19 protein-coding genes are annotated in these 20,061 nt (G+C 61.6%); 3 read left to right on the top strand and 16 right to left on the bottom strand.

All coding sequences use genetic code 11. The features are described from left to right. Positions 1–25: 25 nt before the first annotated feature. The 16 genes from GRI48_RS07025 to GRI48_RS07100 all read right to left on the bottom strand — a co-directional run bounded on the left by GRI48_RS07025 (position 26) and on the right by GRI48_RS07100 (position 18,590). Entirely contained in the window at positions 26–2,365 is a 2,340-nt protein-coding gene (locus GRI48_RS07025) for a heavy metal translocating P-type ATPase (RefSeq protein WP_160673273.1), read from the bottom strand. Positions 2,366–2,378: 13 nt separating this feature from the next. Further along, a complete protein-coding gene (locus GRI48_RS07030) occupies positions 2,379–3,920 on the bottom strand; it encodes a multicopper oxidase family protein (RefSeq protein ID WP_119511746.1) in 1,542 nt (513 codons plus the stop codon). Between the two features lie 58 nt (positions 3,921–3,978). After that, positions 3,979–4,365 carry a copper-binding protein gene (locus GRI48_RS07035; protein WP_234029091.1) on the bottom strand — a complete coding sequence of 129 codons (387 nt, stop codon included), beginning with the start codon at positions 4,363–4,365 and terminating at the stop codon, positions 3,979–3,981. After that, positions 4,344–7,511, bottom strand: a complete 3,168-nt coding sequence (locus GRI48_RS07040; RefSeq protein ID WP_160673276.1) for an efflux RND transporter permease subunit — start codon at positions 7,509–7,511, stop codon at positions 4,344–4,346. The genes GRI48_RS07035 and GRI48_RS07040 overlap by 22 nt, the downstream gene beginning before the upstream one ends. After that, on the bottom strand, positions 7,508–9,004 hold the full coding sequence (locus GRI48_RS07045) for an efflux RND transporter periplasmic adaptor subunit (RefSeq protein ID WP_123882996.1): 1,497 nt from the start codon (positions 9,002–9,004) through the stop codon (positions 7,508–7,510). Before GRI48_RS07045 ends, GRI48_RS07040 begins: the two co-directional genes overlap by 4 nt. A gap of 8 nt (positions 9,005–9,012) precedes the next feature. Next, complete coding sequence (locus tag GRI48_RS07050; RefSeq protein WP_337190785.1) at positions 9,013–10,179, bottom strand: TolC family protein; 1,167 nt, start codon at positions 10,177–10,179, stop codon at positions 9,013–9,015. Between the two features lie 603 nt (positions 10,180–10,782). Continuing rightward, positions 10,783–12,132, bottom strand: coding sequence for an MBL fold metallo-hydrolase (locus GRI48_RS07055; RefSeq protein WP_160673282.1), 1,350 nt, complete (start codon positions 12,130–12,132; stop codon positions 10,783–10,785). Positions 12,133–12,175: 43 nt separating this feature from the next. After that, positions 12,176–12,880: an NAD(P)-dependent oxidoreductase gene (locus GRI48_RS07060; RefSeq protein WP_066761559.1), complete on the bottom strand. Its 705-nt coding sequence runs from the start codon at positions 12,878–12,880 to the stop codon at positions 12,176–12,178. A gap of 108 nt (positions 12,881–12,988) precedes the next feature. Continuing rightward, entirely contained in the window at positions 12,989–13,477 is a 489-nt protein-coding gene (locus tag GRI48_RS07065; protein ID WP_066761563.1) for a DUF6692 family protein, read from the bottom strand. Further along, positions 13,474–14,001: a DUF305 domain-containing protein gene (locus GRI48_RS07070; RefSeq protein WP_172807445.1), complete on the bottom strand. Its 528-nt coding sequence runs from the start codon at positions 13,999–14,001 to the stop codon at positions 13,474–13,476. Before GRI48_RS07070 ends, GRI48_RS07065 begins: the two co-directional genes overlap by 4 nt. Beyond that, on the bottom strand, positions 13,998–14,411 hold the full coding sequence (locus tag GRI48_RS07075) for a potassium channel family protein (protein WP_054527894.1): 414 nt from the start codon (positions 14,409–14,411) through the stop codon (positions 13,998–14,000). Before GRI48_RS07075 ends, GRI48_RS07070 begins: the two co-directional genes overlap by 4 nt. Next, complete coding sequence (locus GRI48_RS07080) at positions 14,408–15,712, bottom strand: APC family permease (RefSeq protein WP_337190811.1); 1,305 nt, start codon at positions 15,710–15,712, stop codon at positions 14,408–14,410. Before GRI48_RS07080 ends, GRI48_RS07075 begins: the two co-directional genes overlap by 4 nt. 327 nt (positions 15,713–16,039) lie before the next feature. Next, positions 16,040–16,690, bottom strand: a complete 651-nt coding sequence (locus GRI48_RS07085; protein WP_123880436.1) for an AlbA family DNA-binding domain-containing protein — start codon at positions 16,688–16,690, stop codon at positions 16,040–16,042. Positions 16,691–16,939: 249 nt separating this feature from the next. Further along, a complete protein-coding gene (locus GRI48_RS07090) occupies positions 16,940–17,221 on the bottom strand; it encodes a DUF5676 family membrane protein (protein WP_054527892.1) in 282 nt (93 codons plus the stop codon). 203 nt (positions 17,222–17,424) lie between these two features. After that, positions 17,425–17,889, bottom strand: coding sequence for a DUF411 domain-containing protein (locus GRI48_RS07095; RefSeq protein ID WP_160673288.1), 465 nt, complete (start codon positions 17,887–17,889; stop codon positions 17,425–17,427). Beyond that, a complete protein-coding gene (locus GRI48_RS07100) occupies positions 17,886–18,590 on the bottom strand; it encodes a class I SAM-dependent methyltransferase (protein ID WP_066761569.1) in 705 nt (234 codons plus the stop codon). Before GRI48_RS07100 ends, GRI48_RS07095 begins: the two co-directional genes overlap by 4 nt. Positions 18,591–18,723: 133 nt before the next feature. Here GRI48_RS07100 and GRI48_RS07105 point away from each other — a divergent pair, with 133 nt between their 5' ends. The 3 genes from GRI48_RS07105 to GRI48_RS07115 are packed head-to-tail and all read left to right on the top strand — an operon-like array spanning position 18,724 to position 20,025. Continuing rightward, positions 18,724–19,020 (top strand): hypothetical protein, encoded by a 297-nt coding sequence (locus GRI48_RS07105; RefSeq protein WP_123880430.1) that lies wholly within the window; start codon positions 18,724–18,726, stop codon positions 19,018–19,020. A 3-nt stretch (positions 19,021–19,023) separates the two neighbouring features. Next, on the top strand, positions 19,024–19,458 hold the full coding sequence (locus GRI48_RS07110) for a Spy/CpxP family protein refolding chaperone (RefSeq protein ID WP_008603940.1): 435 nt from the start codon (positions 19,024–19,026) through the stop codon (positions 19,456–19,458). A gap of 6 nt (positions 19,459–19,464) precedes the next feature. Beyond that, a complete protein-coding gene (locus GRI48_RS07115) occupies positions 19,465–20,025 on the top strand; it encodes an RNA polymerase sigma factor (RefSeq protein WP_123880428.1) in 561 nt (186 codons plus the stop codon). Positions 20,026–20,061: the final 36 nt, after the last annotated feature.

The following is a 20,061-nucleotide window of genomic DNA, read 5'->3' on the forward strand; positions in this document are numbered from 1 at the left end:
GCGATCTCCGTCCCGTCCCCATCGCTCAGGTATCGAATTTGGGAAGAGCGAGGCCGCGCAGGCGCAGGGCGTTGCCGATCACCGATACCGAAGACAGGCTCATCGCTGCGGCCGCGATCATCGGGTTCAAAAGCAACCCGGTCCATGGATAGAGGACACCTGCAGCGACCGGAATTCCGAGCGCATTATACGCAAAGGCAAAGAACAGGTTCTGCCTGATGTTGCGCATAGTGGCCCGAGACAGGACGAGCGCCTGAACAACGCCGACGAGGTTGCCGCGCACCAATGTCACGCCCGCGCTTTCGATAGCGACATCGGTACCCGTTCCCATCGCGATGCCGACATGCGAAGCGGCAAGCGCGGGTGCGTCGTTTATGCCGTCGCCGGCCATAGCGACCCGGCGACCATCGCTCTTCAACTGCTCGATCTTGCGATGTTTGTCCTCGGGCGAGACGTTTGCTTCGACTTCGTCGATACCGACCTGGCTTGCTACCGCACGCGCGGTGGCTTCGCTGTCGCCGGTAAGCATCACGATCTTGATGCCGCGCTCATGCAACGCGGCAATAGCGGTGCGGCTGGTTGCCTTGATCGGATCGGCGACCGCGATAAGGCCTGCCGGTGCCCCGTCCACGGCCACGAACATCACCGTCTGTCCGAGGCTTCGGCCTTCGTCCGCCGTTGACCGCCAGCCTTCTTCGAGCGCCCCTATACGCTCCATCATCTTTTCATTCCCGATCGCGACCAGGCGCTTGTCGACATTTGCCTGGATACCTTCGCCGGTCACGGATTCGATATCGGAAGCGTCGAGAATGGCAGCGCCCCTGTTTTGAGCCCCTTCCACGATCGCGTGGGCGAGCGGATGCTCGCTTCCTCTCTCAACGGCAGCGACAAGGCTCAGCAATTCCTGCTCGTCGAAATTTGGCTGCGGTTTTACGTCGACAAGATCAGGCTTGCCCCGGGTCAGCGTTCCGGTCTTGTCGACGACCAGCGTATCGATCTTTTCCAGCGTTTCGAGCGCTTCGGCGTTCTTGATCAGGATCCCGTGCTGCGCGCCCTTGCCGGTACCGGTCATGATCGACATCGGCGTCGCCAGTCCGAGCGCGCAGGGACACGCGATGATCAGAACGGCGACCGCGTTGACGAGCGCGTAGGCAAGGGCCGGTGCCGGTCCCCAGATGGCCCAGACGACAAAACTCACGATAGCGACAAGGACGACGATGGGTACGAACCATCCGGTGACCTGGTCGGCGAGCCGCTGGATCGGTGCCCGGCTGCGCTGGGCCTCCGCGACCATCTGCACGATCTTCGAGAGCATGGTGTCCGCGCCGACCTGCGTCGCGCGCATGGTGAAGCTGCCGGTCTGGTTTACGGTGCCCCCGATCACGGGATCGCCCGCGCTTTTCTTGACGGGAATGGGTTCGCCACTGATCATGGATTCGTCGATGGCACTGCTTCCATCCTCGAGCGTGCCATCGACGGGGACCTTGTCGCCCGGACGCACGCGCAGCAGGTCCCCCGACGTCAATTCATCGAGCGGTACTTCGCGCTCGTCCCCGCGACCGAAGATCTTCATCGCGGTCGGGGGTGCGAGTTCGAGAAGCGCTCGCAAGGCGCTCGATGTCGATCCGCGCGCCTTGAGCTCGAGCACCTGCCCGAGCAGCACGAGGGTCGTGATAACCGCTGCGGCCTCGTAATAGACGCCGACCCGGCCCGCATGATCGCGGAATGCCTCGGGAAAGATGTCCGGGGCGAGGGTTGCCACAAGGCTGAACAGATAGGCGATGGCGACGCCGAAGCCGATCAGGGTGAACATGTTGAGGTTCATGGTCCGGACCGATTGCAGCGCGCGGGTGAAGAAGGGCCAGCCGCCCCAAAGCACCACCGGAGTTGCCAGCAGGAGCTGCAGCCACTGCGCGATAGCGGGTTCGATGACCTGATCGAACGGTCGCGACGGGATCATGTCGCCCATCGCATAGGCGAAGAGCGGCAGCGTGAAGAGCGCGCTCCACCAGAACCTTCGCCGCATGTCGACGAGTTCGGGATCGGGGCCCTCGTTCAGAGTGACCGTTTCGGGTTCGAGGGCCATCCCGCATATCGGGCAAGAGCCCGGCCCCGGCTGCCGGATCTCCGGATGCATCGGACAGGTGTATATCGTACCTTCCGGGACATCCTCGACAGCATCGAGGTGCGCCTTCGAAAGATACATCTCCGGATCCGCGCGGAACTTGTCGAGGCAGCGCGAGGAGCAGAAGTAATGGTCGCCACCCTCGTGTCGATCGACGAAGCGGGCGCCGTCCATCTTCACGCTCATTCCGCAAACGGGGTCGGTCGCCATACCCTCGATTGCATTGTGCCCATCGCTCATCTGTCGTTCTCCCCTAATTGGCCATCACCACGAACTGCCCCATCATGCCTGCGTCCTCGTGCTCGAGGATATGGCAGTGATACATGTAGGGAGTGTCGGGATCGGTATTTTCTTCGAACCGCAACAGCAGCCTGACCTGTTCACGCGGGTTGACGATTACGGTGTCCTTGAAGCCCGCCTCTTCCGCCCGCGGAGGCCGACCGTCCCGGTCGAGCAAGCGGAACTGCACGTTATGAATATGAAAGGGATGGGCCATCATCGATGCGTTGGCGATTTCCCATATTTCCCACTGACCCACCGGTACGCGCTGATTGATGACGTCCATGTCCATGGTTTCGCCGTTGATCGACATGCCCCGGCCCATCATGCCCATATCGAGCACGAAACGGCGGCTGCGAACGGCGAGTGAGGGGTCTGGCGCAGCAAGCGCGGCCAGAGTGGGCGGGAGCATTACTGGAGTTGACGCGCCTGAGGGGCGCATATCGAGGATCGAAAACGTGCGCCCCTGCCTCTCGCGATCGGCCCGGTTTCCCATCATTCCGCCGCCCATCATACCCCCGCCTTGCCCGCCCATCATGCCCATGGCGTTAGCAGGGCTGCTGGCAATCAGCCGGAGCGGGCGCCCTTCGGAAAGATCGACGATCACTTGGGCGCGTTCGCCTGGGGCAAGGGTAAGACTGCGAACCTCGCTTGGCGCGGCAAGCAGGCCGCCATCGCTTGCGATGAGTTGCATCGGACGATCACCTTCGAGCAAGAAGGTGTAGAACCGCGCATTCGATCCATTGAGAAGCCGCAGGCGCAGCGGACCGGCGGTGGCGTCGAAAACGGCATTGGCCGTTCCGTTCACATAGATGCGCTCACCTATCACCCCCATCATCCGCGAGTGCATGTTGAGCGGGTAAACGAGGCGGCCTGAGCTGTCGATCACGCGATCCTGCACGACGAGCGGGATATCATCTACACCGTACCGGCTCGGCAGATCGAGGCGATCCTCTTCCTCGTCGCGCACGTAGATCGGGGCAGCAAGTCCGGCATAGACCTGTGGTCCGGCCCGGCGATGCGTATGAGAATGATACCAGTATAGCGAAGCGCGCTGGCGTATTTCGAAGGACGGGCTCCAGCGTTCGCCGGGCCGCACGAGTTGGTGCGGTCCGCCATCCGCGGTGGCGGGAAGTTCGAAACCATGCCAGTGGACGGTCGCATCCTCGGCAAGCTTGTTGTCGATATGAAAGCGAACCTGTTCGCCGCGGCGCATTTCGAGGGTCGGACCGAGATAGGATGCGTCGATACCGATCGTCGGTGACGGCGTGCCGGGCACGAATTCTTTCTCGCCCGGTGTCAGGGACAGGCGAAAGACACGCTCGCCCCGTTCGATCGTTCCGGCCTGTAGCCGAGGTATGGCAAGAGGATTGCTTGCTCCTCGCTGATCGAGCGACACCCTGCTTTGCGTGTCGCAACCCACCAGCGGCAGCGCCGCGAAACCCGTCGCCGCGAGGCCGGCGCTTTTCATGAAGTCGCGGCGATCCTTAAAGTCGGGCCTGTCGATACCGGGCATATTCACCTGTTTTTGCGTGGGAGGCACCGGCGCAACCGCGCGCCTCCCACCCATCATGCTATCGCGGCGTTACCGAGGTAACGACGCTGCCTTCGGTTCCAGTACGAAATTCAAAGGCTATTCCCTCACCGACACTGACCTGTTCGAGGATTTGCGCGTCGGCTTCGAAGGTCATGGTCATCGCGGGCCATCCGATACTTTCGACCGGACCGTGCTCGATGGTCACGGTGCCCGCCCCGGGATCGATGTCTGTTACCGTTCCCTCCGCGCTGGCGCTCTGCTCGCCGCCGGTCTCCTCCGCCATCGGCATTTCGCCTGACATGGGCATACTGTCCGAGTTCGCCATCTCGTCAGACATCATGGTCCCGGTGCTGTCGTCTGCAGCGTCGCAAGCTGCAAGCGCCAGCGGTGCCGCGAGCAGGATCATGTAGGTTGGGGTACGCATTCTTCTTCTCCTTGAGGGTTCGCCGGTTTTTCCGGACGGGGACGCCGCAACAACAGATAAGCGGCGGGAAGCAGGAACATGGACAGGAGCGGGGCGGTGATCATGCCGCCGACCATCGGCGCGGCGATGCGGCTCATGACTTCCGAGCCCGCGCCGGTGCCGATCAGGATCGGAAAGAGACCCGCAAGGATGACTGCGACGGTCATCGCCTTGGGCCGCACGCGCAGGAGCGCGCCTTCCCGGATGGCCTCGTCCACTTCTTCGGCGCCCAGGTCAGCTTGCCGTCGCTCCAGTGCGGCTTTCAGGTAAATCAGCATCACCACGCCGAATTCGGCGGAGACACCGGCAAGCGCGATGAAGCCGACCGCAGTCGCCACCGACTGGTTGTAGCCCATCAGATAGAGCAACCAGTATCCGCCCGTCAGCGCGAAGGGCAGCGTGCCCATGATCAGCAAGGCTTCGTCCCAGCGCCGGAAAATGAGATAGAGCAGCAGGAAGATGATCGCGAGCGTCGCGGGAACCACGATCTTCAGTCGCTCATAGGCGCGCGTCAGATATTCGAACTGGCCCGCATAGGACAGGCTGACGCCGGGAGGCAGATCGACGCCCGTGGCGACGGCCTCCTGCAGATCGGCGACCACCGAGGTAAGATCGCGGCCACGGACATCGACATAGATGTAGCTGGTCAGACGACCCTGCTCGCTCTTGAGCATCGGCGGACCGTCGCTGACGGCGATACGGGCGACAGTGCCGAGCGTAATCTGTTGGCCGGACGGCGTCAGAACCGGCAGGGCCCTGAGTTCATCGACGCTGTCCCTGATTTCGCGGGGATAGCGCACATTGATCGGATAGCGCGCCAGCCCCTCGACGGTCCGTGCGACATTGGCGCCGCCTATTGCACCAGAGACGATCTGCTGGATGTCGGCAATGTTGAGTCCGTATCGCGCGGCCGCCATCCGGTCGATATCGACATCGACATAGCGACCGCCCGACAGCCGCTCGGCCAGCGCGGAACTCACGCCAGGCACGGTCTTGGCGATACGCTCCACATCGAGTGCAACGCGTTCCAGTTGATCGAGATCGTCGCCTGACACCTTGACCCCGATCGGGCTCTTGATTCCGGTCGCGAGCATGTCGATCCGGTTGCGGATCGGCGGCACCCAGACATTGGCGAGGCCCGGCACCTGGACGACCCGGTCGAGTTCCTCGACCAGCAGATCGGGCGTCATTCCCTCGCGCCATTCTTCGCGGGGCTTGAAGCGGATCGTCGTTTCGAACATCGTCAGGGGAGCCGGATCCGTCGCCGTATCGGCGCGCCCCGCTTTACCGAACACCGTTTCCACTTCCGGGACCGACTTGATCAGGCGATCGGTGCGCTGCAGCAGCGCCGACGCCTCGCCGGGGGAAAGGCCGGGCAATGCACTCGGCATATAAAGCAAATCGCCTTCATCGAGCGGCGGGAGGAACTCGCCGCCAAGCCGGGTGAAGGGGATCGCGGTGGTCAGAAAGATCAGCGCCGCGATCGCCAGCGTTGCCTTGGGGCGCCGCATGACCCAGTCGAGCCCCGGACGATAGATTTTCGTCAGCCAGCGGTTTAGAAAATTGGAATCTTCCGAAGGGATCTTCCCACGGATCAGCCAACCCATCATCACCGGCACCAGCGTTACCGAAAGAATGGCCGCGGCAGCCATCGCATAGGTCTTGGTGAAAGCAAGCGGTGCAAATAACCGCCCTTCCTGCGCCTGCAGGGTAAACACCGGTAGGAACGACAGCGTAATGATCAGCAGGCTGAAGAACAGCGCCGGTCCCACTTCCTTCGATGCATCGGCGATGATCCGCCAGCGTTCCTTCACCGCGAGCACGGTATCGGGATTCTCGTGTTCCCATCGCTCGAGATGCTTGTGCGCGTTCTCAATCATGACGACGGCGGCATCGACCATCGCACCGACCGCAATGGCTATTCCACCCAGCGACATGATGTTGGCATTGACGCCCTGAAAGCGCATCACGATGAAGGCCGCGAGCACGCCCAAAGGCAGGGTGATGATGGCGACAAGTGCCGAACGCGCGTGCCAGAGGAACAGCGCGCATACGAGCGCCACGACGATAAACTCTTCGATGAGCTTCGTGGTGAGGTTTTCTATAGACGCATCAATGAGCTGAGAGCGATCGTAGGTCGTGACGATCTCGACGCCTTCGGGAAGGCTTGCCTGCAAGTCGTCGAGTTTCTGTTCGACGGCCTGTATGGCGCTTCTTGCATCCGCACCCTGACGCAGAACGATGATGCCGCCGGCAACCTCGCCTTCGCCATTGAGCTCGGCGATGCCTCGGCGCAGTTCGGGTCCGACCTGGATCGTCGCTACGTCGCCCAGCGTGACCGGGACACCGCCACTCGCAGTGCGTAGTGGAATTTGCCGAAAATCATCGAGGTCGCCGAGATAGCCAGAAGCGCGGACCATATATTCGGCTTCGCCCATCTCGACGATCGAGCCGCCCGCTTCCTGGTTGGCGGACTGGATTGCGCTCACGATCTCGGCGTGAGTCACGCCGAGCGATGCCATCCGGTAAGGCTCGAGAACGACTTGGTATTGCTTGACCATGCCGCCGACGCTGGCGACCTCGGCAATGCCGGGGATCGTCTTGAGCTCATAGCGCAGGAACCAGTCCTGCAGGCTGCGCAGTCCTGCAAGGTCGTGCCCGCCGCTGCGATCGACCAGCGCATATTCGTAGATCCACCCCACACCGGTTGCATCGGGGCCAAGCGTGCTCGTGACGCCATCGGGCAGGCGGTTCTGCACTTGGTTGAGATATTCGAGCACGCGCGAGCGCGCCCAGTAGAGGTCGGTTCCGTCCTCGAAGATGATATAGACATAGCTGTCACCGAACATCGAATAGCCACGGACGGTTTTCGCCCCCGGCACCGAGAGCATGGTCGTTGCCAGGGGATAGGTGACCTGGTCCTCGACGATCCGGGGGGCCTGACCCGGATAGTTTGACCGGACCACAACCTGCACATCGGACAGATCGGGCAACGCGTCGACCGGCGTCGTGCGCACCGCCCAGAAACCGGCCAGCGTTACCGCGACGGCGGCGAGAACGATAAACAGGCGGTTGGCGATCGAGGCATCGATTATCCGAGCAATCATTGTCCGGCCCTCGTGATAGACTCGATCCGGGGGCCGGCATCCTCCTGGGTGAAGGTGAAGCGCACCCTGTCTCCCGTCTCGAGCCCGCGCATTTGCGCCGCGCTCTTCGTGCGGAAGGTCATGGTCATCGCGGGCCAATCGAGCCGGGGCACAGGACCATGCCGCAGCGTCACCGAACCATTGGCGATCGACTGGATCGTGCCGGTGGCACCGAAGGTCGCTGGTTCGTCCTCGCCGCCGGTGGAAGCGTCATCTGCTTGATCGACCGGACGGACGTCCAGTCCGGTGAGGCTTGCTTCGGAATCGAGCAGGAACTGACCCGATGTTACGACCTGCTCGCCTGCCGACAGACCGGCCAACACTTCGCTCCTTCCACCCGCTTCGCGGCCGATCCGGACCTCGGCGGGCATGAAACCGCCCTCGTCCTGCTTCACCATCACGATGGTTCGACGTCCGGTCCTGATAACCGCTTCGGAGGGGACCAGCAGCGCGCGGCGTGTGTCCGGGGTCAGCGAGACCTGTGCGAACATGCCCGGCTTGAGGCGCCCGGATGCATTGGGCAGTTGCGCACGAACGGTGATCGTACGGCTTGCATCCTGCGCGCTCGGCAGGATAGCGATGATGGGCCCGGAGAAGCGTTCCTCGGGGAATGCGGTCAGCGTCGCGCTGACAGGTTGCCCGACGCGGACAGTCGCCGCCTGCCTTTCAGGCACCGCGGCTTCGAGCCAGATCGGTGAGAAACCGGTTATCTCGGCGAGCGTCTGTCCGGCCATGACTGTCATTCCCGGACGCACGCCGAGCGATGTGATGGCACCTCCAATCGGCGCGGTAACGGTGATCGTGGACTGCGGACGTCCATTGCGCCCTACCGATGAGATCAGGCCTGGAGGCATGCCCAAAAGGCGCATGCGTTCGCGCATGGCCTGCGCAAGTTCTTCATCACCGCTGTTCAGGACGGCCAGATACTCCTGCTGCGCTCCGCCCCATTCGGGAACCAGGATATCCGCGAGCGGCGCGCCCCGTCCAACGACATCGTCGGGCGCGCGGCCGTAGGTTCTTTGTACATAGCCTCCGGCACGTGGCTGGACGATCGCGACGTCGCGTTCATTGTAGGCCAGAACGCCTGTGACGGTTATTTCCGGCTCGAGGACGCCGTACTCGGCTTCAGTGGTGCGGATGCCGAAATTCTGCACCAGGCCGGGATCTATCCTGACGCCTGCAGTGGCCTCCTCGCCCGCGCACTTGGGCACCAGCTGCATATCCATGAAGGGCGACTTGCCCGGCTCGTCGAAGTGCTGCCCCGGCACCATCGGGTCGTACCAGTAAAGGACCTCCTCGCATTCGGTCGCACTGCCGCCCGCGTCGCTTGCACCACCCTGGCCTTCGCCGAGCTGCGAGAGACCATAGCCGGCGGCAAGACTGATGAGCGCGACCGTGCCTGCCATCATCCAGGATTTCTGGCGCGGCGACAGCCTGTCCCACGCGGCTCCCATTGCGGGTCTCATCGGCCATACTCCCCATAAGTCAGTCGCAGGTTCGCGGCGGCCTCGACGGACGCCTCTTCGCGTTGCAGAATTTCCACCCGCAGCATGGCGAGCGTTTTGATGGCGTCGATGATGTCGAGCAGATCCGCGCGGCCTGCGGCAAAGCTCGCGCGTTCGAGGTCCACGCGGCTTTCGGCAAGAGGGAGCAGTTCGTCCGTCGCGCGCTGCCATTGTCGATAAGCGCTGCGCCATGCGGCGAGATCGGTCTCGAACTGGGCTTCGAGTTCACGGAGCCGGTCTGCTCTGGCCGACTGCGCCGCCGCCGCCTCGGCGTCGGCGGCGGCTACACGCGGGTTTTGGCGCCGGTCGGCGAAAATCGGGAGCGTGATCGAACCCATCACCGAGACGACATCGCCAAAGTCGGGATCGCGCCTTCCATAGCTCACATTGACGCCGAAATCCGGACGCCTTTCCGATCGGGCAAGATCACTTCGCGCTTCCGCTTGACGAACCTGCGCAAGCGCCACGACAAGCTCCGGATTGCTTTGGAGCATGGCCCGCAAACCTTCGGGATCGAGATCGGCCGAAGGGATGGTTCCGGTCGCGGTGGCGGTCGGCAGAGCGGTATAGCGCGACAGCATGGCCTGAGCGGCCTCTCGGTCGGCCTCGATCCTGGTCCGCATATCCTCGACTTCGAGCACGGCACGGCGTATTTCCAGACTTTCGGCGGGTCTGGCCGAACCGGCGGCGACAGCACTGCGCGCGAGTGGTACGAGCCCCTCGATTTCAGCAAGTGCATCGTCGGCGACGGTCAGAGCCCGTTGGGCATAAGCCAACGAAATCCATGCCATTCCTGCTCCGACGCGTACCCTGTAACGGGTCTGACGCAATTGTGCTGCGGCAAGGTCGATGTCGGCGTCCGCCATTCCGAACCGGGCCCGACGTTTCGCGAGATTGGGAATCTCCTGTTCGATACCGACTTGGATTTGCGTAGGGAGCTGGCGACCCAGCTCGAACGCAGCCGGCCCGCTTACCGGCAGGTTCTGGATGCCCGCGCGAAGGCGCGGATCGGGCAGTTCATCGGCAGCGTCGGCGATCTCGCGCCGGGCGTCCAGTCGCAGCTCGCTTGTGCGAACCTGGGGCTGGTCGCTCGTTGCTGCTCGCAAAGCTTCTTCATAGCCCACCGACTGGGCATTACTCGCCGGCGCGAGGGCCAGCAGGACCGGAATCGCGGTCCAAGTAATTCGTTGCATGATCGTTCATCCGCAAAAGGAGCGCGTCAGACACGCGTTCCGGATCACCGGCCCGCATCGAGCGCAGGTCGTCCATCCAGAGGCAGGAGCGCACAGGCTTATGCCTGCACGCGGGTCATGCCGGAAATTGCGGAGGTGGCGGTTCTGGCCCCAGCCTTGGGGCCGCGAGCGAATTGGAGACTAATCTGCTGAACTGAGAAGCCTGCGCCGGTATTTCACCGACCAGGGTCGCATCACCCCCTGGAACGAGGGGCGGGATGCAGCCGAATGCCACGAGACAATCCAGCCGAAGGTTCTTGCAAGGCACGCCGTCATGATCGTCCATGGAAGCTGCGCCCGCCATCATCTCCATCTCGGCGCAGGCCGGTTTGCCTGCATCGACCGCCTGAGGCAGGGCAGATGCATGCGCTGCCGACTGGACGAACAGCCCGCAGGCGATCAGTAGCAGTCCAAGGGTGCGCAAGACTCGCATAAAAAAAGCGTAAAGCTTTGAAGAGCGCAAGACAAGGACCTCGCATCGGGTGCGATGGTTCATCACGACGCGTGCTGCCAGGCACCCATCGAGCCCAGATATATATCGAGCTTGCCAAATCCTTTGCTTTGCAGCCAGCCCGCCGCCACACTCGCACGCATTCCACTGGCACACATGACGGAATAGGCGCGTTCGCGATCGAGCTCGGCGAAGCGGGAATTGAGTTCGCCCACGTAGATGTGTTCCGATCCCTCGATCGCGCTGCTGCGCCGCTCATCGAGGTCACGCACGTCAAGCAAGGTCCAGTTGTCGCGCTTGCGCTCGAGACGATCCTGAACCTCGTTCGTCCCGATCATCGGAAGGCTCGCCATCTTCATTCCTTGCGCTGCAGCCGGCACGATACCGACATAGCCGCCGTCGATCGAGTCGAGCCCGATCCTCACAAGGTGCGTCATGGCCGAAGCCAGCTGGTCTTCCGCCGATCCGACGAGGGCGATTGTTTCACCCTCCCTGATGAACCAGCCCGCAAACGCCGAAATCATGCCGACCGGAAGGCATATCGAACCAGGCAGATGCCCGCTTGCGTATGCAAGCGGATCCCGCACGTCGACGACATGGTCGGCGTCGATTTCGCGGATGTCCGAGAGCATGAGACGTTTTGGTCGCAGGATCCGTGGCGCAGGAGATGTTCCCTCGACATTCAGACGCTCCATCAGTCTGAAATAGGGTGGCTGGTAATGATGCTCGGCGAGCTTCGCCTCGATGAATTCCTCGCGATCGGCTATCTGGAGCCGCGGATTGTTGCGACGTTCGTGGCCTATGGTCGAGAATTCCCGGTTCGCCATTCCCGAACCGCAGACCGAGCCTGCTCCATGCGCGGGGTAAATGATCGCCTGGTCACCCAGACCGCAAATCTTCTGCAGTGAATCGTACAGGAGGCCCGCGACCTCCCGCGCGCGCTCGGGATAGAAATCGGTGCGTCCGACGTCGCCAACGAAGAGCGCATCGCCGGTGAACACGCCGACCGGTCCTTCGGGAAAATCGTCGTCATGGAGGACGAAGGCGAGATGATCGTCGGTGTGACCGGGAGTTTCGAGCACCGAAATCCGCAACTTCCCGATCTCGAAAACGTCGCCCTCTCGCGCGGTGTCGGCGAAAACAATCTCGTCCGCAGGGTTTGGACCGTGCAGAACGCGGGCACCGGTCATTTTGGCCAATACCGGCGATCCCGTGATGAGATCCTCATTCCTGTGCGTTTCGAAGATATGCGTGATCTCCAGCCCTTCGGCGCGGGCACGCTCGACATAAATCTCGCAGTCCCGGCGCGGATCGATGACCGCTGCCTTGCCCTGCGAACCAATCAGATAGGAAAGGTGGGAGAGGCCGGGGGTCTTTATCTTCTCGAGCAGCATGTTTTGCCTCGTCGTTAGAGTGTTTCCGCGAGCCCGCGTCGATCTAGTCGATCCCGAATTCGGCTTTGAGCGCCGAGACGTTCTCGAAGCGGTCTGCTTCTGGCCGGGCGATAGCGGGTTTAGCGTTGACCCAGGTGTTCTCGCAGACGAATTCGAGCATGGCTGCCGCGAGGTCGGCGTGCCTGCAACGAAAGCAACCCTCGGCAAGACGCTCGTCGGTAATGACGGCTTCACCCGTATAGGGTTCGTCGAGGAGCCAGCCCGGTCGCGCAGCCGTCCATTTCAGGCCTTTCGCGCGCTCCAGAAGATCTTCCATGGCGCGCATCTGTTCGAGAATATTGTGCAAGGCTGGTCTTGCCGTGAGCTCGAACCATGCAGGAACGCTGGGTTGCGGCTCTACAAACGCCGCCGATATCACGACGATCTGGGAAATGCCGGTCGTCGACATCGCTTCTACCAGCCTGCGGGTTCCCTCCGTGTAAAGCGGAGGCGGATCGATCGTCGTGGATGGACTGAACCCTATACCGAGTGCGGAAATGACCGCACGACAACCTTCAAGCTCGCTGCTGAAGTCGTCATTGAGAACGTCGCACTGGAAATACTCGACATTGTCGACCCTGTCCGATGGTTCGGGCAGGGTGTGTTCGAACGCTCGTACCGCGATGCCCTTGCGGACCGCATGGCGCAATATTTCCGTGCCGGTCTTTCCTCCGGCACCGAAGACCGCAAGGGGGGCTGCATCGGTCACAGGCTCAGCTTCCACTGTAGCACCTCATTGTAAATTCGGCCGCGCTTGCCGGGCCGATCATGATTATGGAGCGGGCACCGACGGAAGCCGGCGCCCGCTCGCTCGTGTTCACGCTTCGCTGTTGCCGCAAGTCGTGTACCCCCAGAACCCGAACTCGTCCTTCATCCGGGGGCCGGCGACGATGAGCTCCTGCATTTGCAAGCCCGCGTCTCCTTCGTCATCGAGAATGCGCGTACGGATACGAAGCTCACCATTCGCATACTCACCCGAGGCGCTTGCCGTAACAGGGATCAGCTTGCCGTTGATCTTGATGGCCCCGCGACCGCTGTTGTCGTAGACGAATGACGGAAAAGCGACCTCGGTCAGGCGGAACTGGCACGTGTTTTCGGCTCCCAGCGCGGCGAGGTCCGCCTCGCTCATGGTCTCGGGCAGCATGAGGCCGGGGCTGAGGTTGGCAAGAGCGCTCGCAGCACTCTCTATCGGAGCTGCCGTCGCCGGAGGATCGAGCTGCGCTTCGCGATCATTGCCGACCGCGGTATTGGTGTTGCAGGCCGCCAGCGGGAGGGCTGCAAGCGTCAGAAGTGCGATCTTGTTCATTGCTGCATCTCCTCGGGCAGGCGTTCTTCGGTGCGTGGACCGTTCTCCTCGATGTCCTCGATGAGATATTTCATCTCGGCGATCTCACGCCGCTGCGCGACGATGATGGCCTGCGCAAGTTCGCGAACCCGCGGATCCTTCAGGCTCGCCCTCTCGCTGGTCATGATCGCGATCGAGTGGTGCGGGATCATCGCGGCCATGTATTCGGTGTCGTCGACCGTGGTCTGGCTGCGTACGAGCCATAGCGCGAGTGCGAATACGAGGGCTCCGACGCCCAGGATGATGAAGTTCTTGGTCCGGTCCTTGTACATGCCCCACATGAAGAGAAGCATGACCACCATCATCATCGCGCCCATGACGAACATCATCCAGAAGCGCGTCTCGCTCCAGAACACGTCGTCCATGTCGAAGCTGTTGGCGTACATCAGGAAGAACATGATCACGGTCGAGGTCGATACCATGGCCATGAATCGCCAGTAGTTCCCGCCCCCTCCCTTATCCGAGTGGGATGTGCTTTCAGTCATGCGTTTTCTCCTTCCTTCATCATGGTCCAGAACAATTGTGCCGAGCAGCTGATGAGCGCGAAGCCGGTCAAGGCTTCGACGCCGGCAATGACGCGCAGGTGCTCGGTCGGGTAGATGTCGCCGAGCCCCAGCGTGGTCACGTTGATCAGCGAGAAATAGAAATAGTCCATCGCACTCATCGCCGGCGTCTTGTCGAACCCGCCGAGGCCCAGCTCCGCGCCCAGCCAGAAACCGCCAGCGAAGAGCGTCGCGACAAGCAGGTGCGATGCCAGGACGAGAAGCGCGACCCCAAGTTTGGCGGAGAAATTTCCGGGTGCGTCGAGCATGCGATGCCCTGCGCCGAGGATCGACAGATGCACGCCGACCGAGGCTAGGAAAAGTGCAATGGCGAGAATTAGTGCGGCGATCATCGATGATCTCCATCGTGTGTGGCGGGCATTTCACGCAGCGCAGGATTCCGACGGAGATAGAACCATTCGGCTCCGAACACTGCGGCAATACCTGCGACCGCATAGGCGACGACCGCAGGGTCGGTTTTGAGCTTGGCGAGGGCAAAAGCTGTCAGGACTACGCCGTCCGCCATGAGCGCCGACCAGAGGATCCAGGCACGCGCGCCTATTTCTTCCCGCAAACCGCGCAGCACGCCCCAATGCACGAGCATGTCCATTACGAGATAGAAGAACGCTCCGAGCGAGGCGATCCGCGAAAGATCGAACAGGACCGCGAGCGTGCCGGCGACCACGACGGTATAGACCAGCATGTGACTGCGGATCGGTCCCTTCATCCCAAAATGGCTATGCGGGATCATCTTCATTTCGGTCAGCATCGTCAGCATTCGCGAAACGGCGAAAACGCTGGCGATGACACCCGAGGTCGTGGCTGCGATCGCGATTGCGACTGTGAAATAGAACCCAAGCTCTCCGAGCGCGGGGCGCGCAGCTGCCGCAAGCGAGTAATCGCGCGCTTGCGCTATTTCCGAAGTGCTGAGGCTGGCTCCGACCGCCACCGCGACCAGAAGGTAGACGACCACGCATACTGTGATCGAAATGATAATAGTTCTGCCAACATTTCGGTGCGGATCGATGATTTCGCCGCCGCTGTTGGTGATGGTGGTGAAACCCTTGAACGCGAGGATCGAGAAGGCGACCGACGCGAGCAGCGCGTCGAGACCCGAAAGCGCGACTGGCTCTGAGAAGGCGCCGCCCGAAAAGCCGCTGGCCCAGATCGCCGCAATCGCGAACAGGGCGATGCCGCCGATCTTGATCGCCGACATGACGAGAGAGAAACCGCTGACCGATTTGTTGCCTGCCGCATTCACGAAATAGGCGAAGACGATGAGCGCCAGTGCCGCGACGGAAACCAGAATGCCGCTGCTCTCGAGCCCAAAGGGCCGCAAGGCATAGGTCGCGAAGGTTCGAGCGACCAGGCTTTCGTTGATGACCATCGACAGCGCCATCAGGAGCGATGCCGAGGCTGCCACGACGCCTGGTCCGTAGGCTTTCTGAAGGATCATCGCGATGCCGCCCGAGGAGGGCCAGCGGTTCGACATCTTGATGTAGCTGTAGGCGGCGAGCGAAGTAACCAGCGCGCCGGCAATAAACGAAAGCGGAAATAGCGGTCCAGCCAGTTCGGCAATCTGGCCAGTCAGTGCGAAGATACCGGCGCCGATCATGACGCCGGTTCCCATCGCGACACCGCCCAGCAATGTTATCGAGGCCGCACTCTCGTTTTGTTGATCGTCGCCATCTGTCTGCAAGTCTTTCCCCTGTCGATGTCCTCCCGTCCGAGAAACATCACGCCAGACAGTACGTTAGGTAGTGCCTCACCCCTCAAAAAAGTTTCGACATGGTGCGCGCCTGCCCCAGGGGGCGGTTTGGCAAGATAGGGAGTCCGCTTTTCGCGAGGCTTCTCTTAGCACAAGGTGCGTCGATAGGAGGCGACGCGTATCGCCAGGGTGGCCCACTGTGAATTTTCTCTAGCAGGTCTCGCGAGAGGTAACTGGCCCTGTTCGATCAATCTGACGTGCCCAGCAGCCGGATTAAGCTCGACCGGGGGATCGATTGCGCAAATGTGCCTGCGCTTCGCGCACGTCGAGCTCACGCGTGCTGTTTCCGATACGTAACATCAGGCGCGCGGTACCTCCCTCTACGAGGTAAACAGGATCAGCGCTCCTTTCAGCAATGACCCGGCATACCGTCTTTTCTGTCATTTCGTGAAAACGGCAATGGACCAAAGCGCACGCGTGACCGCCGAAACCATCCTTCACGAGGTCCATCACAAGGCGCTCGAACCCATCCCGATTGGCATGTTTGAGTGTCTGCATATCGGCTTCAATGCCAGTGATGTTCCCATCGTCTCCAACCCCGATAAGCAGTGTTCCGCCCTCATGGTTGAGAAAGCCGGCAACCGTTTTGAGTACGACCTGCTGGAGTGACCGGTTGACCCGGTTCTCACGCCTGTCCCACCGCAAGGACGATTTGAATTCCAATCGCTCGCCCTCGCCGCGTGCGATAAGAAGCGGCAACTCCTCGTCGAGTTCGCGTTCGAGAAAAAGTACCTTGGACTGAGCTCGCGCCAACCGCATGTGATACATGCCAAATCCCAGACCAAGGGCGCCGCCGATCACCGCGTAGATGGCGCTCATGGGAAGCATTTCGAACGCGAAAGCATTTACCAGCCGGCCGATCATGAACCCAATGGCAGTATTGCTGCCGGTGTCGTGCGACGGACCGAACTCGTACCAGAAGACGAGGGTGGTTACCGGATGGAGGATCGTGATGCCGAGGGCAGCACCAAGGACCGCATGGGCGGTTAGCGTTCGAGCGCTCTGTGAAGGCTTTGTCCTGTAGATCGCGCATTCCCTTTTTTCGTTTTTTCAGGCTACCGGGCTAATGGCTTCGCGTGCAAAACGTCTTGTCCCGCGAAGGGCATCGGGAAATCAGACCGAATTACCAGTTCGTCTCCGGAAATACCGATAGAGCGGAACCGCGATGAGTGCGATGTACCAGCCATAGAGAAAGCTCCCCACCGCTCCGGCGAGGAACCCGCGCGGCGTTAGCCATTCGAACCATGGCAGCAACGGAGCCCAGGCTTCATGCATGTGAAAACGCTCGGGCGCGAGGACTCCAAAGGCAATGCAAAGGAGATAGCTGACAAGCAGGAACACGCTAAGCGTCCAGCCCCATGCGAATATCGAGCTCTTGATTGATCCTTTTACCATCGCATTTCTCCCACTTCGTGCGTGCTGAAATCATGCAATTGGACGGGTCCGGGGCGGTGGGGGCAGCCAGCCCCGGACCCTGCGAGAATTCGATAGGCTTCTTACCGCCTGTCCCGGTTTTACCGGGTTCTGTGTCGCTTCCCGCAAATAATCTTCATCACCTTCATCCCTTTCACGGTGACGCATGGTGTGGTTCCACACACTCACGGAAAGGACGCGAAGACGCTCCGTCCGGCTGAACCAAAGGCGATGACCTCGAAGGGCTGCACCCGGTCTCCTGCCTCCATGCCGGGAGATCCCAGCGGCATTCCCGGAACCGCGAGGCCGGCAACGCCGGCGGGCCGTTCGCGCAAAAGCTTGGCGACGGCTTCTGCAGGCACGTGACCTTCGATGATGTATCCATCGACCTCCATCGTATGGCATGACCATAACTCTTGGGGTACGCCCCGCGCGGTCTTGATCGCCGCCATGTCGTTGCTGTCGACCGATGCCACCTTCGTGTTCATCCCGTCTTCGACATGGCCTGCCCAGTTGAGACAGCACCCACATCCTGGATCCCGGAACATCGTATAGGTCGCTGCCTGAGCCACGTTCGAACAGGCTGCCAGCACGAGCAAGGCCGCGCTGCTAATCGATCGCCGGAACAGGGCAGGCTTTTTCAAATTCATTGTGCAATTCCTTTCTTGTATCCGCGCCATAGCGAGATCGTCCCGGTTGCCGTCGGGAACCGTTGGAGCAGGCATGGCTCGGTGAAGATTTCGGCGAACAGTTTTTCGACTTCGCCGTCGGCGCTGGGCTGCGTGTCGCTTATGCCGTCAAGAGACTGGACGGTCGCCCGGAAGAGGCTCCGCATGAGTGGGCTATCCTGCTTCATATAATCGGAGATCAACACGGTTCCGCCTGGCACGAGCAAGCTTTCGATGGTTTCCAGGATTGTCTGCTTCTTGCGCAAGGGGACCTGGTGCAGGACGAGGCTGCTGACGATCTTGTTCGGCTGCCACCCTGCGGGTAGCTTGAGGCTTTCGAGAAAGCCATTGTGCCATTTCACGAGATCGGCTCCCGCGCCAAACTTGCGCCGCGCAAGCGCGAGCGCATCCGGGTCGGGTTCGACACCGATCAGACCCGCTTCCGGACAATCCGTCATCAAGGCCTTGAGAAGAGTGCCGGTTCCGCTGCCAACATCGATCACCCGGTCGCCGGGGACAAGGTGCAGCTCTTCGACAATCCTTTGGCGCCAGAGATGTTCGCGGGTGAACAGACCGATCGCCCGGTCGTAAAGCGGCGTCAGAAAGCTCTTGCCAAGAAGAGGCGTAAATTCGCCGTGATCTTCAGGTGCGGTGATATTGTTCACGAGTTGGTTCCCATTCATCCCGGGTTCGACCCGATTCTGACAGACCCGTCTCGGTTACGTATGGCGGTGGACATTCCCTCAAAAAAAGAAGTTTAAGGGATTGTGCAGGCGAGCGCGTATAGGACACGTGCAACCCACAGGAGTTTTTCGGATGCGTGACAATCACTCTCTTGATGCGGTGCTCGGAACCCTTTCCGCCACCGGCACCAGCGAGGTCCCCGCCGACTTCATGGATGGCGTTTGGCAGCGCGCCGGACAGCTTGGCGAAATCGCCGACCGACGCCGCCGGACGGCTCTGTTCGTCGGTCTGTTCGTCGTCGGGCTTGGAGCTGGCGCCGGAACGAGCGGTTGGCCCGGCGGCTATGGCACGTCTTCCGCGTCATTTGGCGAGGGTCTTATCCTCGGCGAACAGCTGTCCCCATCGGCGCTCCTCCATGTGGAGCAATAGGGTTTGAAGACGACGCATATCGTTCTCGCGGTGCTTCTCGCAGCACTTGCAGGATGCCTCGGCGCGATTGCCGCGGATCGCTGGGCCAATCACGAGGCCGGCTCCGGCCTCCACGATTTCGTGCACGACGAGCTCACCCTGACGGCCGACCAGGAGCAGCGTCTCGATGCGCTCGAGGCCCGTTTCGCTGTCGAAAGGGCACGGCTCGAAGGATCGGCGCGCGCAGCCAATGCCCGGCTCGCCCAGGCGATGGAAAATGAGCACGAGTACGGTCCCGAGGTTTCGGCCGCGATCGACGAGGTGCATGCGCGTATGGGCGATCTGCAGAAAGCAACGGTACGGCATGTCTTCGACATGCGTGAAATTCTCGAACCCGAGCAGCAACGCCAGTTCGACCGCAAGGTCTCCGACGCCCTGACCCGCGACCCGCGCGACTGAAGCGCCATGTCGGGGGCGGGCGACACTCCGGATGAGGCCCTTGTCTCGCAGGTGAGGGCCGGTAACAAGCGGGCTTTCAGCAAGCTCGTCGAGCATGAAACCGGTCGGCTTCTCGCGCTTGCGACACGCATGCTTTCCTCTCCTTCTCAGGCCGAGGACGTTGTTCAGGACAGCCTCGCTTCGGTGTGGCTGACGCGCCATCGGCTCGATCCGGACAAGCCGATCGGACCCTATCTGACAACCGTCGTTCTCAACCGCTGCCGGGACCGTTTGCGCAGGCGCAAGGTCGCGGGCTTTTTCGGACTGTCGGGTGATGACGGACTCCATTCCATCGCCGACGATTTGCCGGGTCCTGAAGCGTTGGCCGTTTCCAGGGAAGAGCTCAATCTCGTTCAGGCCGAGATCGCACGAATGCCCGTAAGGCTGCGCGAAGCCCTCGTGCTCGTGACCATCGAGGGGCGTAGCCAGGCCGAGGCAGCCGATCTTCTCGGAACGACCGAAAAGGCGATCGAAACCCGCGTATACCGCGCGCGCAACAGGCTGAAGGAGCGCTTCGAAAAACTTTGAGGGGTTGGCTGGGCGCGCGCGTAAGTAACGGTAAAC

Origin of the sequence: Qipengyuania oceanensis, assembly GCF_009827535.1 — a bacterium.
Classification (GTDB): Bacteria; Pseudomonadota; Alphaproteobacteria; order Sphingomonadales; family Sphingomonadaceae; genus Qipengyuania_C; species Qipengyuania_C oceanensis.